This window comes from Corynebacterium sp. HMSC036D02 (genome assembly GCF_001836165.1).
Lineage (GTDB): Bacteria > Actinomycetota > Actinomycetes > Mycobacteriales > Mycobacteriaceae > Corynebacterium.
In genome coordinates this window covers 53,927-67,904 of record NZ_KV827675.1, presented here as the reverse complement: position 1 = coordinate 67,904, position 13,978 = coordinate 53,927, and the positions used below count along the sequence as shown (strand labels likewise).

Annotated in this window: 10 protein-coding genes; 8 read left to right on the top strand and 2 right to left on the bottom strand. The window is 61.1% G+C overall.

The window, feature by feature from the left end:
* Positions 1-17 precede the first annotated feature (17 nt).
* From HMPREF2743_RS05265 to narI, 5 genes are read left to right on the top strand one after another with little or no spacing between them, the layout of a single operon-like run.
* The gene (locus HMPREF2743_RS05265; protein WP_070528793.1) at positions 18-1,343 is read left to right on the top strand and encodes a nitrate/nitrite transporter; all 1,326 of its coding nucleotides are present in this window, start codon (positions 18-20) and stop codon (positions 1,341-1,343) included.
* Between the two features lie 54 nt (positions 1,344-1,397).
* Positions 1,398-5,147 (top strand): nitrate reductase subunit alpha, encoded by a 3,750-nt coding sequence (locus HMPREF2743_RS05260; protein WP_070818336.1) that lies wholly within the window; start codon positions 1,398-1,400, stop codon positions 5,145-5,147.
* Positions 5,147-6,748 (top strand): nitrate reductase subunit beta, encoded by a 1,602-nt coding sequence (gene narH, locus HMPREF2743_RS05255; protein ID WP_070818335.1) that lies wholly within the window; start codon positions 5,147-5,149, stop codon positions 6,746-6,748. Before HMPREF2743_RS05260 ends, narH begins: the two co-directional genes overlap by 1 nt.
* A 43-nt stretch (positions 6,749-6,791) precedes the next feature.
* The gene (gene narJ, locus HMPREF2743_RS05250) at positions 6,792-7,652 is read left to right on the top strand and encodes a nitrate reductase molybdenum cofactor assembly chaperone (protein WP_070528806.1); all 861 of its coding nucleotides are present in this window, start codon (positions 6,792-6,794) and stop codon (positions 7,650-7,652) included.
* Positions 7,653-7,661: 9 nt separating this feature from the next.
* The gene (gene narI, locus HMPREF2743_RS05245) at positions 7,662-8,444 is read left to right on the top strand and encodes a respiratory nitrate reductase subunit gamma (protein ID WP_070528812.1); all 783 of its coding nucleotides are present in this window, start codon (positions 7,662-7,664) and stop codon (positions 8,442-8,444) included.
* A gap of 84 nt (positions 8,445-8,528) precedes the next feature.
* Here the strand turns inward: narI and HMPREF2743_RS05240 are convergent, their stop codons facing one another.
* The gene (locus tag HMPREF2743_RS05240; protein ID WP_070818334.1) at positions 8,529-9,908 is read right to left on the bottom strand and encodes a multicopper oxidase domain-containing protein; all 1,380 of its coding nucleotides are present in this window, start codon (positions 9,906-9,908) and stop codon (positions 8,529-8,531) included.
* On the bottom strand, positions 9,889-11,088 hold the full coding sequence (locus tag HMPREF2743_RS05235; protein WP_070818333.1) for a beta-carotene 15,15'-monooxygenase: 1,200 nt from the start codon (positions 11,086-11,088) through the stop codon (positions 9,889-9,891). The genes HMPREF2743_RS05240 and HMPREF2743_RS05235 overlap by 20 nt, the downstream gene beginning before the upstream one ends.
* A 94-nt stretch (positions 11,089-11,182) precedes the next feature.
* On the opposite strand from HMPREF2743_RS05235, the gene HMPREF2743_RS05230 reads away from it, so the two are divergent.
* From HMPREF2743_RS05230 to HMPREF2743_RS05220, 3 genes are read left to right on the top strand one after another with little or no spacing between them, the layout of a single operon-like run.
* Positions 11,183-11,443, top strand: a complete 261-nt coding sequence (locus HMPREF2743_RS05230; RefSeq protein WP_070818332.1) for a DUF2249 domain-containing protein — start codon at positions 11,183-11,185, stop codon at positions 11,441-11,443.
* A gap of 22 nt (positions 11,444-11,465) precedes the next feature.
* Positions 11,466-12,188 (top strand): molybdate ABC transporter substrate-binding protein, encoded by a 723-nt coding sequence (locus HMPREF2743_RS05225; protein ID WP_070818331.1) that lies wholly within the window; start codon positions 11,466-11,468, stop codon positions 12,186-12,188.
* Positions 12,189-13,943, top strand: a complete 1,755-nt coding sequence (locus HMPREF2743_RS05220; protein ID WP_070743941.1) for an ATP-binding cassette domain-containing protein — start codon at positions 12,189-12,191, stop codon at positions 13,941-13,943.
* Positions 13,944-13,978 lie beyond the last annotated feature (35 nt).

Genomic DNA, 13,978 nt, shown 5'->3' with positions numbered 1-13,978 from the left:
CGACCAAGAGAGGCATCATGTCAGCTCTCACCACCTCAGGAAAGGTCATCCAAGGCTGGGATCCAGAAGATCCCGCCCGCTGGGACTCTAAAATTGCCTGGCGCACTCTGTGGGTATCCACTTTCGTTCTGATCATCGGTTTTGCCACCTGGTACCTGGTGTCTGCCATCGCACCGATGCTCAACCAGATTGGTTTCGATCTCACCAAGCCACAGCTCTATTGGCTGACCTCCATCGCAGGCCTATCTTGCGGACTCTTCCGTCTACTATTCATGTTCCTGCCGGCAATGATCGGCACCCGAAAACTAGTCAGTCTCTCCTCGCTGCTCTTCATCATCCCCATGTTGGGCTGGTTCTTTGCAGTGCAGGACACCTCTACCCCGTACTGGTGGCTGCTCACCCTATCCTTCCTCTCCGGTATTGGCGGCGGCGTTTTCTCCGGATTCATGCCCTCCACTGGTTACTTCTTTCCCAAGCGCATGTCCGGCACCGCCCTGGGCATCCAGGCAGGAATCGGTAACTTCGGCATCTCCTTCATCCAGCTCGTGGCACCGTGGCTTATGGGATTCACCCTGCTGGGTATCGGCTTTGTCGCTCCGCAGCGCACCGACACCGGCGAGATCTTCGTCCACAACCCCGCCATCTTCCTCGTTCCCTGGGCACTCGTCGGCGCCGTCGTCGCGTGGATGGTTCTTAAGGACGTGCCGGTCAAAGCCAACTTCCGTCAGCAGATAGACATCTTCGGCAACAAGAATACCTGGATTCTCACCGTGGTTTATCTCATGACTTTCGGTGCTTTCTCCGGATTCGCCGCCCAGATGGCGCTCCTCATCAACCAGACTTTCGGCGCGGACTCCCAGTTCGCCGGTTCCTACGACAACCTCCCTAAGGGAGCAGCCTTTGCATTCCTCGGCCCACTCATTGGTGCGCTCGTACGCGCTCTCTGGGGCCCGCTGTGCGATAAGTTCGGCGGCGCGATCTGGACCTTCATTGGTTGTGCGGGAATGACCGTTTTCACGGCTGTCGCCGCACTCTTCCTGAATCCCTCCAGCCCGGATCAGTTCTGGTGGTTCTTGGGTTCAATGCTCATCATGTTCTTCTTCACCGGTCTGGGTAACGCCGGAACCTTTAAACAGATGCCTATGATCCTGCCGCCGCGCCAAGCTGGCGGTGTCATTGGCTGGACCGGCGCGATCGGCGCCTTCGGTCCTTTCGTCGTGGGCGTCCTGCTGTCCATGATGCCGGCCGCCGCGTTCTTCTGGGGTTGCGTGGTGTACTTCGCCATCACCACAGTCTTGGTGTGGGTCTACTACGCCCGCCCCAATGCCCCGTTCCCTGGCTAACCGCACCGGGGCTACAGACTCTCCCCGCGAAACTTATCTCAAGGAGACCACCACATGGCTTATTACGATGGGCCCAACAACGACAAACAAAACCCGCTGTTCAAGCTAGGCGCGCACCTCCGCAAGGGCGAAGCCAGCGACTCGGGCCAGCAACTCTTCCTCCGCGGTGGCCGTCAAGCTGATGTCTTCTACCGCAACCGCTGGGCCTTCGACAAGATGGTCCGCTCCACGCACGGTGTCAACTGCACCGGCTCGTGCTCGTGGAAGGTCTACGTCAAGGACGGAGTCATCACCTGGGAGTCCCAAGCTGTGGACTACCCCACTACCGGCGCTGACATGCCGGAGTACGAACCCCGCGGTTGCCCGCGCGGCGCTTCCTTCTCGTGGTACACCTATTCACCCACTCGCGTACGTTATCCCTACGCCCGCGGTGTCTTGGTGGACATGTTCCGTGAAGAAAAGGCTAAGCACGACGGGGATTCCGTCCTGGCGTGGAAGGCAATTCAGGAGGATCCTGAAAAGCGCCGCGCCTACGTCTCCCAGCGAGGAAAAGGCGGTCTCATCCGCATCTCCTACGAAGAAGCCATCGACATCGCGGCCGCCGCACACGTCTACACGCTGCGCAAGTACGGCCCGGACCGCATCTTCGGTTTCACCGTCATTCCCGCTATGTCCCAGGTCTCCTATGGTGCGGGAACTCGTTTCCTGCAAATGATCGGCGGCGTCGCGCTGTCCTTCTACGATTGGTACGCTGACCTCCCGCCAGCATCACCGCAGACTTTTGGTGACCAGACCGATGTGCCAGAGTCCGGAGATTGGTACAACTCTTCCTATCTCATGATGTGGGGCTCGAATATCCCGGTCACCCGCACCCCGGATGCTCACTTCATGGTCGAGGCCCGTTATAAGGGCACCAAGGTGGTCGTGGTCTCTCCCGATTTTGCGGATAACACCAAATTCGCCGACGAGTGGGCACGCATTGAACCCGGCACAGATGCTGCCCTCGCTTTTGCCATGGGGCATGTCATCCTCAAGACCTTCCACGTCGAGCGCCAAGAGCCTTATTTCCTCAGCTACATGCGCAAGTACACCGACGCGCCCTTCCTCATCACCCTCGATGAGCGCGAGGATGGCACCTACACCCCGGGCAAGTTCCTCACCGCTGCTGAGCTGGACACTGACCCCCTGGCGCAGTCCGCCAATGCTGAGTCCCGCACACTCGTGATGGAGGCCAACGGCCGCATCGTGGACCCGGGCGGCACGATGGCCGACCGCTGGGATATGGACTCCGCCAAGTGGAACCTCTCGCAGGACAACGTTGACTCAGTGATGTCTATCGCCGAGACCGACGAGTTTAGCACCGCCGAGGTTCTCTTCCCCCGCTTCGATCTCGACGCCGACGTGGAGGGAGAAACCGCCGATGGCGGTCATGGCCCCATTGGCGCGGGCATCGTCCACCGCGGAGTCCCCGTGCGTGACGTGAATGGCACGAAGGTGACCACCGTCTTCGACATCATGCTGGCCCACTACGGCGTTGAGCGCCCCGAGCTGAATCTCCCCGGCAGTTGGCCGAAGGACTTCTTCGACTCCAGCGAGGTAGGAACCCCGGCATGGCAAGAAGAGCTTACCGGTGTGCCGGCAGAGACCGCCATCCGAATCGGACGTGAGTTTGCCCAAAACGCTGCGGACTCCAAGGGTCGCTCCCAAATCATCATGGGAGCCGGTGTCAACCACTACTTCCACGCTGACACCATCTACCGCACGTTCCTGGCCCTGACCTCCATGTGCGGCACGCAGGGCGTCAACGGCGGCGGCTGGGCTCATTACGTGGGCCAGGAAAAACTGCGCCCCATCAACGGCTGGACCCAGTGGGCTATGGCGACAGACTGGCAGCGCCCGCCGCGTCACATGATCTCCACTGGTTTCTACTACTTCGCCACCGAGCAGTACCGGTATGACAATTCCCGTGCCTCGCATCTGGGCTCCCCCTTGGCCACCCGCGGCAGTATCGGCGACAAGATGGTGTCGGACACCATGGCTGAATCCATGCGCCGTGGTTGGATGCCGGCCTATCCGCAGTTCAATAAGAACAACCTCATCATCGCGGAAGAGGCTAAACAGGCAGGCAAGGATATCTCTGACTATGTCGTGGAGAAGCTTGGTACTGGCGAGTTGGAGTTCTCTTACGACAACCCCTCCGCTGAGGAAAACTGGCCGCGCATCCTGCTCAACTGGCGCACCAACCTTCTGGGGTCCTCCGCTAAGGGAACGGAGTTCTTCCTGCGTCACCTGCTGGGCGTGGACTCTGATGCCAACGCCGAGGAGCTCAGCGAAGAGGATCGTCCCAAGACCATCAAGTGGGTCGACGAAGCTCCTGAAGGCAAGCTCGACCTGATGATGACGACGGATTTCCGCAACACCTCGACCACGCTGGTCTCTGACATCATCATGCCGGCGGCTACCTGGTACGAGAAGCACGACATGTCTTCCACGGACATGCACCCCTACTTGCACTCCTTCAATGCCGCCATCAACCCGCCGTGGGAGGCGCGCACTGATTTCGAGGTCTTCAGGGACTTGGCGGCCTCGCTGTCAGATAAGGCGGTCAAGTGGCTGGGTACTCAGACCGATATCATCACGCAGCCTTCCCACCACGACTCCCCCGATGAGATGGGAATGCCGCGCGGTGTGGTGCCGGACGTCGACAAGCAGCACCTTATTCCGGGCAAGACCATGCCCAAGCTGCACGTTGTCGAGCGCGATTACACCAAGATCTACGAGAAGTGGACGCACCTTGGTCCCCTGCCGGCGAAGGCCGGAACCGGCGTGCATGGCACCAAGTTCGATGTGTCCAAGCAGGTCAAGGAATTGGAGCTTATCTGCGGCACCTCAGAGACCTCGCAGGGCCAACTGGTTGACCTCACCAAGGACACCAAGGTCATCGACGCCATCCTTCACCTTTCTGGTGTCTCCAACGGCGAGCTGGCCAAGCAGGGATTTGAGTTCCTCTCTTCACGCACGGGCAAGGACCTCACCCCGCTGGGCGCCTCGGACGAGGATGTGCGCATTACTTGGGACTCCATTAAGGAACGCCCGACTGAAGTCATCACGTCGCCGGAGTGGACCGCGGACAAGCGCGGGAAGCGCCGCTACACGGCGTTCAGCATCAACGTGGAGTTTGATAAACCCTGGCACACCGTGACGGGGCGCATGCAGTACTACGTGGACCACGACTGGTTCCTCGACTACGGCGAAGCCCTGCCGATTTTCCGCCCGCCTCTCGACCACGTGCGCATGCACGGCGAATTCGCCCCCGGCCAGACTCTGCAGAATGAGCGCGGCGAAGTCGAGGTCACGCTGCGCTACCTGACCACACACAACAAGTGGTCCATTCACTCGCAGTACTTTGACAACCTCCACGTGCTGTCGATCTCGCGTGGCGGCCAGGTGGTGTGGATGTCCGATAAGGACGCCGCCAAGATCGGCGTGAGCGATAACGAATGGGTGGAGGTCTATAACCGCAACGGTGTGGTCTCCGCGCGTGCGATTGTTTCTCACCGCATCCCGGAAGGCACCATGATCTGCAACCACGCCCAGGAGCGCACCGTTGGCACCCCGCTCAACGAGCACACTGGGCGCCGCGGCGGTACGCACAACTCGCTGACCCGTATTTCCATTAAGCCGGTGCACATTGCTGGTGGCTACGGCCAGCTGACCTACCACTTCAACTACATCGGCCCCACCGGCAATAACCGCGACGAAGTCACCCGCGTACGCCGTCGTTCACAGGAGGTTACGTACTAATGAAAGTCATGGCACAAATCTCCATGATCATGAACCTGGACAAGTGCATCGGCTGTCACACTTGTTCAGTGACCTGTAAGCAGGCCTGGACCAACCGCGAAGGCACTGAGTACATCTGGTTCAACAACGTAGAGACCCGCCCCGGCGTGGGCTACCCGCGCACCTGGGAGGACCAGGAGAAGTGGAAGGGCGGCTGGGAGCGCACATCCAGCGGTAAGCTCAAACCCAAGGCAGGCGGCCGCCTCAAGAAGCTTGCCACCCTCTTCCACAACCCCAACCTGCCCACCATCAAGGACTACTACGAACCCTGGTCCTACCAATATGAGGACCTCATGGGAGCCAAACCTGGGCAGAAAACCCAGCCCACCGCCAAGCCGGTCTCCCAGATCGATGGCCGCGAGATCAACAAGATTGAATGGTCCTCCAACTGGGACGATAACCTGGGCGGTTCGACGGAAACACTGGACCAAGACCCCACGTTGCATGCGATGAACCTGCAGGTAAAGAAGGAGATCGAAGACTCCTTCATGTTCTACCTGCCGCGTATTTGCGAGCACTGCCTCAACCCCACCTGCGTCTCCTCATGCCCTTCAGGTGCCATGTATAAGCGCACCGAGGACGGCATCGTGCTCGTGGATCAGGATCGCTGCCGAGGCTGGCGCATGTGCGTCTCCGGCTGCCCTTATAAGAAGGTGTACTTCAACCACAAGACCGGCAAAGCGGAGAAATGTACGCTGTGCTACCCGCGCCTTGAGGTGGGCCAGCCCACCGTGTGCTCCGAGACTTGCGTCGGTCGCCTGCGCTACCTGGGCGTCATCCTTTATGACGCCGACCGCGTAGCAGAGGCTGCTGCCGTTGAGGACGAGAAGGACCTCTTCGAGGCACAGAAGTCCGTGATGCTCGACCCCCACGACCCTGAGGTGGTGCGCGCCGCGCAGGCCGAAGGTATCCCGCATTCTTGGATCGATGCCGCGCAGAACTCACCAATCTACGACCTCATCTTCACCTACGGTGTGGCCCTGCCTCTGCACCCAGAGTTCCGTACCCTCCCCATGGTCTGGTACATCCCGCCGCTGTCCCCCATCGTGGACCAGGTCAGTGCCACCGGCAATGACGGTGAAGACCACAAGATTCTCTTCAGTGCGTTGTCGAATATGCGCATCCCGCTGGAGTACCTCGCAGGCCTCTTCACTGCGGGCGATACCGTGCCGGTGGAAAAGTCCCTGCGCCGTCTCGTGGCCATGCGCTCCTATATGCGTGATATCAACCTCGGTAACGAACCGCAGGAGGAGATCGCTCAGGCCGTGGGCATGACAGGTAAGGACATGGAGGCTATGTATCGCCTGCTGTCCATCGCCAAGTATGACGATCGCTATGTGATCCCCACCGCCTCCCCGGAAACCCCGCGTGGCATTTCCGCTCTCGATCCTTTCGGCGGCGTCGATCCAGCGCGCCAGAGTGATGAGATCTTCCATGACCTGGGTATGGGAGCACCCGAGGCCTGCTCCACTGGAGCATCGGGGGAAGGCCAGCCGGTCTCCTTATTGTCCTGGACAGGGGATCGCCCCGATTCCATGTTCCCGCCCAAGCGCGAGGATTAAAGGCCAGCGTCCACACCAGCATGTACAAGCTAGGAGAACGAGGATGAATATCTTTGAGAAGCTGGCGCAGCGCCGAGCCGCAGCCAAGCTCAGCGCTACCCACCGCAGCACTGCCTCACACGGCGGTCCAGCGGGCGCGCCGCTTGACGACGCCATCGCTGGTTACGGAACTCCGGCCGGCATCGGCAGCGCGGGCGGGGCGAAGGATCTCAAGCGAACCGCGCGCACGCACACCGGGCCGGTCCCGACGGACTTCGTGGATCCGGTGAGGATGAGCGAAGAGCAACGCCGTACTGTAGCGATGTCCGCGGCCGTGTTGCTCCACTACCCCAACGCGGACTACCTTGAGCGGCTTGCCGTGGTGGAGGAATCTACCGCCGGGCTGCCTGAGGAAGTGCGAACCTGCTTTTCGGAGTTTGCCGCGTGGGCCACAGAAGCCGGCCTACGAGCCATCGAAGAACACTACGTGGAGACTTTCGATCAGCGCCGCCGGTGTTCGCTCTACCTTTCCTACTATGCGGTAGGTGATACCCGCCAACGCGGCATGGCAATCCTGGCCTTCCGCCAACAACTAGAGTCGATGGGGCTTTTCCCCAACGACGACGAGCTAGCTGATCACCTCTGCGTGGTCCTCGAAGCTGTTGCCATGGCTGAGGGCGCTCATCACGCGCACGCCATCGAGATGCTGGCCAGCCACCGTCAGGGCCTCGAGGTGCTGCGCGCAGCATTGCTGGGTTTGGGTTCACCCTTTGCGTCGCTCATCACCGCGGTGTGCGCATCCCTGCCTGCCGTGGATCCCGACACCGCGCAAAAATACGTTGACCTTATCCGCACGGGCCCACCGGCAGAGATGGTGGGCATCGCTGATCTTCCTTTTCCGACCACCCAACCCGACTACATTTAAGGACCACCCATGGACTATTTCACTAACTTCCTCTGGGGCGCATTCCCGTGGTTGGCTATCGCTGCCTTCGTTGTAGGCACGTTCTGGCGCTGGCGCACAGACCAGTTTGGCTGGACCACGCATTCCACCCAGATCTACGAGTCAAAGCTGCTCCGCCTTTCTTCCCCGCTGTTCCACTGGGGCATGGTCTTTGTGATCATCGGCCACCTCATGGGCCTCGCCATTCCCAAATCCTGGACGCGGGCGATGGGAATTAGCGATGCCGTCTACCACCTCATCGCCACCATCCCCGGTACTCTTGCGGCCATCGCCGTCGTGCTGGGCTTCATCGGCTTGCTCTACCGCCGCATAGTCAATCGCTCCGTTTTCCTGTCGACCTCAACCTCGGACAAGGTGATGTACCTCGTGCTTGGCCTAGCGATTGCCTCCGGCACTATCGCGACGGTAAGCACCCAGGTATTTGGTGGGCCTCATGGATACGACTACCGTGAGACCATCTCCCCGTGGCTGCGTGATTTGTTGGTGTTCAATCTCCACCCGGAAACCATGGCGGATGTGCCGTGGCAATTCAAGGTGCACGTGCTTTGTGGATTCACCATTATCGCAGTATGGCCATTTACCCGATTGGTGCATGCCTTCTCCGCCCCGGTGGGCTACGTCACCCGTCCGTACGTGGTCTACCGTTCTCGGGATAACCGCACCACTGATATGCGCGGTCACACCGCGTGGGAACCTGTACGCTCCCACCGCGCGCAGCTCGATGCCAGCGAGACTCCCTCGCACGGCGCCTAGTTAATGCTCAAGCGGCTTGGCACAGCCCTCTAAATGAGGGCCGCTGCCAAGCCGCTTTACTGTCTCCCTTCGGCTTGTAGCCGTTTACTCGACAATGAATTGTCCGTGCTGGCCCTTCTCCGCGTTCGTCATGAGGTGGTTGACAAAGGAGTAGGTCCCCGGCTCGTTGAAGGTCATCTCCACGAATCCGCCCTGGGCAGGTAGAAGGTCGAGCGCCTGGGATCCGGAATCCTTCGCGCCCTTAAACAGGTAAGCGCCTTCCTTGGACACGGTGTCGAATTGCTCGCCCACGACGTGGAAGCTCAACGGCAGATCCGGGCCGAGGTTAACCAGCCAGATGCGCACGGTATCGCCCACCTTCGCGCGCAGCGGGGCTAAGCCTTCGTCATATTGATTGGGATAGTAGTTAAAGGCCGTGAGGTCATAGTCGCCGTCGCTGACTCGCTGCGCATCCGCACCGTCAGCTTCCTTACCGGCGGAGGCCAGGAAGACCTCGCTCGCCGTCATGACGTACTCCGCATCGACGTCTGCCAGCGCATCCTCGCCGCGCGGATCGATGATCACCGCTCCTGCCATGCCGTTGGCAATGTGCAGACTCATCGGCATGGTTGAGCAGTGGTACATCCAGATACCCGCCCTGTGGGCCTCGAATTCATAGGTCAGCGATTCACCCGGCTGGATCGTCTTCATGTTCTTATCCGGGTTGACCTCACCGGCATGAAAATCCACCGAGTGCCCCATCGAGCCTTCGTTTTTGATGGTGATGCGGAACGTATCCCCTACCTTGCCGCGCAGAGTTGGTCCGGGCGCCTGCCCGTTGAAAAGCCAGCGAGTTTGGCGCACTCCTGGGGCGACTTCCATCTCTTCCTCAGTCATCACCCAGGTTTCCTCATGGAGGTCGCCTTCGGCGGGGGCAAGGGAGGCGTCGACGGCTTCGAAACCTTCGCGAGCTGCCATGCGCTCGGCAACCGAGGGCACCTTCGCCGGGGCACCAGCAGAGCCCGTGCTTTCCGATACCCCCGCATGATCATGCCCACTCGAAGCGGAGTCATCGACATTGACCATGAACGTCATGCCCTGCATCTTGTGGCCGGCGATCGTGCAATATCCTTCGATGGACTCCTCAATGACCCCGGCATCCAGCTGCACGGTCTCGCCCGGTTCTACCCGTCCGGTCTCCTCGCGTCCGATCTTCAGGTCATGTACCTGGTCACCGGTGTTGGTGAAGTTCACTACGAGGTGACTGCCCGCGGCCACGTCAATGGAGGACGGGACAAAGGCCATGCCGTCCACGGAGACGTCAACAGTCACGGCGTCGGCGGATGCCACCGTGGCTGGGTCCTGCTTGCCTGTGGCCGAGTTGAACACCGCCAGCCCAATGACGGCGAGAAGCGCCACGATGATAATGAGCCAGGATGCCCATTGCTTCTCAGAATGCTCCTGTTTAACGGGCGCGCTTGACATGAACTTCTCCTTGAGGTGACGAGACGGCCCACACCAGGGCCACAATATTGGCGATGAGGCCTAGCCCCATCATGATAAGCCCGGCGAAGGACACACCAGCAATGCCAAGAAGACTGAGCACGCCGCCGAGATTGATGAGCCCCACGCGCAGGAACCCTGCGAGGTGCCCACGTGCGGGACGTGCCGCCCCGCCCAGGATGGGCAGCATGTGGTGGAGCACCCCGGTCACGAGCTGCAGTAGGCCGGCACCAAGAAATGCCGGCATGAGCAGCAAGGTAACCGCACGCGGGTAGGCCCCTGCGACGGTAGCGGCGGCATCACCGGCGCAGAGCACCACCATCCACACCAGGCCTGCCATCGCGGACACGCTTGCCGTCGTCTTTTCGCCGCCAAGAGCGCTGGCAAGCACGGGCTGGATGATGAGCACGGCAGCGAGCACCGTGAGCAGCTGTGCCATGCCGGCGGCGCGGGTGAGCCCGGAGGCGTCGGCAAGCATGGCCGCCGCCAGGCCCACGCAATGCACTGCCAAAGCCCGGCTGCACCGCGCCCGGGCCACCGAGGAAAAGGGGGTCCGGGTAAACGTCGGCACAAGCGTGATGACCGTGCCCAGGATAGTAAGCAAGGCGAAGCCCCACACCATCCCGCGTGAGTGCGCTGCCACCAATAACGAGTAGTTTCCCACCCCGTGCGCAGCAAGGATGACCACGAGCACCGAGAGAACCATGAAACAGGCCGCAGCCAGATAAAAGGGCACGGTGACGGCGAAGGAACCAGACAATGACCCCCGGAGCTTGCCCCACAGCGCCCGCAGGTGCCACGCAACGGCAGCGATGACGAGAGCGGAGCCGATATCCGCAAGCACGCCCCAGTCGTAGCCTGCGCGATCAACGAGTAAAAGAACCAGCCCCACCTGAACCAGCCCCACCCGCGCGCCCACCCCGAGGAACCCTGTGGCCGGGGTGCGGGTCAGCGCCTCCGTGAAGTGGGTGCTGAATACGAGGATGGCGGTGGTCAGCGCCCCGAGGGTGAAAGGATGAATGAGGTCCCACCATACGACGGGCGCGCCCCAGATATTCGCCACGGTGATCCCCACGCCTGCCACAATCCAGAACGCGACGAGGCTGAAAGCAATGGTGTGCCAGCGCCGGCGAGAAGCCAGGGAGACATCACGCAGAGACATATCTGACATTTTTATTTGCACGGATATAATCGTAGTAAATTAGTTGCACGGGCAGCAACGCCCGCCGCCCTAGAACTCGAAAGGGATAACCCTAATGAACTTGCCACTTGTTGACGCCTCCAAGGGCCACGACATCCCCACCCTCAACGCCTCCGAAATCCCTCACGCAGTGCGCCACGGTGCCATCCACGGAGCGCTGGGCACCCTCAACGTGGGCGAATCCATGATTCTCATTGCTCCCCACGACCCGCTTCCGCTGCTCAAGGAGGTGGACCAGCGGGAGGAGTCCTTCACGCGTGAGTACCTCAAGAAGGACCCAAAGGAAGTACATATTAAATTCACGCGAACCGCGTAGAGCTCCCGTAAGCTGACTGAACATGCGCTTTCTCAAGATTGCCGTCCCCGTCCTTGCCGCCGCGCTGACTGTCGCTGGCTGCACCTCCAGCTCCGACGAGCCATTGCAGGTATTTGCAGCGTCCTCCACGCGCGTGCTCAATGACGACCTCTCCAGCGCTTCTGAAACTCCGCTGGCCTTCAACAATGGCGGCTCTTCCGCGCTCGTTCAACAGATCAATGAAGGAGCGCCCGCAGCTCTGCTCCTTACTGCCTCTCGCGAGACCATGGAGAATGCGACTGCGCAAGGCAGCGTGGACACTTCTGTAGCCCTCGCTAGCAACGTCATGGTCATGGTGGTGCCGAAGGGCAATCCTTTAGGTCTGCGCTCCGCTGCCGATCTGGATTCCTCCGCACGCTTGGTTCTTTGCGATCCCAGCGTTCCCTGCGGTGCCATTTCCACGCGCATCATGGAGGCCAATAATTGGGATCTGCAGGCCTCCTCCTTGGAGGGACAGGTAGCTGACGTCCTGGGTAAGGTCGCCTCAGGTGAGGCGGACGCAGGGTGGGTTTACTCCACTGATGCCGCCGCTAACGAGGATGTCGAGGCCATTCCGCTCGACCACGCGGAAAACTTCCGCAACGAGATCATGGGCGCGGTGGTGTCTGATTCACCACGGCATGAGGAAGCCCAAGAGGTCCTCTCGCTCCTCGAGTCGGATTTTGATAGCACCTGGGAAAAGTACGGTTTCACCCCGGTGAACTAAGTGTCACCCACGTTTTTGCGCGAGCAGCGCCCGCGGACAACCTGGCCGGCCATCGCCACCGGCGCGCTCGCCGCGCTCTACATCCTTGCCCCGGTCCTCGCCCTCGGAGTGCGGGTACCGTGGCCGAAGCTCTCCGACACGCTGAGCGCTCCGGCGACCCATGACCTCCTCCGCGTCAGCCTCTCCGCAGCGGCCTTGTCGACCTTGCTGTCGACATTCCTGGGCACCTGCCTGGCGCTGTGGCTCCAGCAGCTACGCCGTGTTTCTCACCTTGTGAGGCTGGTGGTTTACCTCCCTTTGGCCTTGCCTCCTGTGGTCGGCGGCTTGGCCCTTACCGCGCTACTCGGGCGCCGTGGACTCCTTGGCCCGGCATTGGAGCAGGCAGGGCTGCACGTCTCTTTCGCCTTCCCCGGTGTCGTGGCAGCACATCTCTTTGTCACCCTCCCCTTCGTGGTGGTGGCGGTGGATTCTGCTTTGCGGCAGCTCGATCCTGAGGTCGTGGCTAGCGCGCGGGGCATCGGCCTCAGCACAAGCACCATCCTTCGACACATCATCCTCCCGGCTATCCTCCCCGCCGTGTTCACGGGCGGTGCACTGGCTTTCGCCCGCTCACTGGGTGAATTTGGAACGACGATCACCTTCGCCGGATCCCTGCCCGGTTCTACCCGAACCATGCCGAGCGGTATCTACCTTGAACGTGAAGTCAGCGCGGACAATGCCTATGCTCTGTCGGCCGTGTTAATCGGGATAGCCATCCTTACGCTCACCGCTGCCGGAATGCCCCTGCTGCTACGGCGCCGCCGCGAGCAAGCTGTACGCGCTTTGCAGCCGATGGACCCAAATGCACTCCGCGCGGCGACTGCCCCGCTGACGCCGCCCCACGATCTTTCCGTGACGGTCGGCGACACCACCACGACGTTCCGAGGCGGGCGCGTAACCGCGGTGGTCGGACCCAACGGCGCCGGTAAGACCACACTGATGCGTTTTATTAGCGGGCGGCTCCAGGGAGCGCAAACTAACACTGAACGCGTCATCATGCTCTCTCAAAACCCCGGGCTACCGCCCACAGCCACCGTGGCTCAAGCGTTGACCATGGTGACCAATGACCCGCGACGGACGGAGGAGTTACTGAAGGCCGCCGGACTGCAGGAGCTAGTCCATGTCTCCGAGCTCTCCGGCGGCCAGGCCGCGCAAGTTGCACTTCTGCGCGCGCTCGCGGCACGGCCAGAGGTATTGGTTGCGGATGAGCCCTTTGCCGCCATGGACGTCGAATCCGCCGCACGGTGGCGCCACCTCCTGTGTATCTCGGCCGCTGACCGCACCACGGTCATTGTCACCCACAGCCGCGTGGACCTCACCACGCTTGCGGATGACGTCGCGGTGATGGAAGCCGGCGAAGTCACTTCCCAAGGCCCTGCGGACCGACTATTGGAGCAGCCCACCACCCGCTTCATGGCGGAGCTAGCGGGCGTTAATGTTCTGCGCGGTTCCCTCAGAGGAGACGCGTTTGCTCCAGACCGCGACGGTGAGCACTGGGCGGCCTTCCCGCAGTCAGCGCTGCACTTCGACTCCACTGACGCGCAGCATGCCACCAGTTTGAGTGCCACCATTGTGGCTGATTTGGGAAGCTCTACCCTCGTTGATATCGACGGCCAACGGGTCACGGTGGGCCAGCCAGCGCGTAAAAACGCTCCCGGTCAGGCGGTGCCGGTGGCGCTCGACTCCAGCGCCCTCACGGTCTATACCCGTACTTAATCTACTGGGTCTGCCCACGTCGTGAGGAAGATCTC

Coding starts and splice junctions, on each gene's coding strand:
- narH (WP_070818335.1), top strand. CDS start 5,147: ATGAAAGTCATGGCACAAATCTCCATGATCATGAACCTGGACAAGTGC.
- HMPREF2743_RS05240 (WP_070818334.1), bottom strand. CDS start 9,908: ATGTCAAGCGCGCCCGTTAAACAGGAGCATTCTGAGAAGCAATGGGCA.
- HMPREF2743_RS05265 (WP_070528793.1), top strand. CDS start 18: ATGTCAGCTCTCACCACCTCAGGAAAGGTCATCCAAGGCTGGGATCCA.
- HMPREF2743_RS05230 (WP_070818332.1), top strand. CDS start 11,183: ATGAACTTGCCACTTGTTGACGCCTCCAAGGGCCACGACATCCCCACC.
- HMPREF2743_RS05225 (WP_070818331.1), top strand. CDS start 11,466: ATGCGCTTTCTCAAGATTGCCGTCCCCGTCCTTGCCGCCGCGCTGACT.
- narI (WP_070528812.1), top strand. CDS start 7,662: ATGGACTATTTCACTAACTTCCTCTGGGGCGCATTCCCGTGGTTGGCT.
- HMPREF2743_RS05235 (WP_070818333.1), bottom strand. CDS start 11,088: ATGTCTCTGCGTGATGTCTCCCTGGCTTCTCGCCGGCGCTGGCACACC.
- HMPREF2743_RS05260 (WP_070818336.1), top strand. CDS start 1,398: ATGGCTTATTACGATGGGCCCAACAACGACAAACAAAACCCGCTGTTC.
- narJ (WP_070528806.1), top strand. CDS start 6,792: ATGAATATCTTTGAGAAGCTGGCGCAGCGCCGAGCCGCAGCCAAGCTC.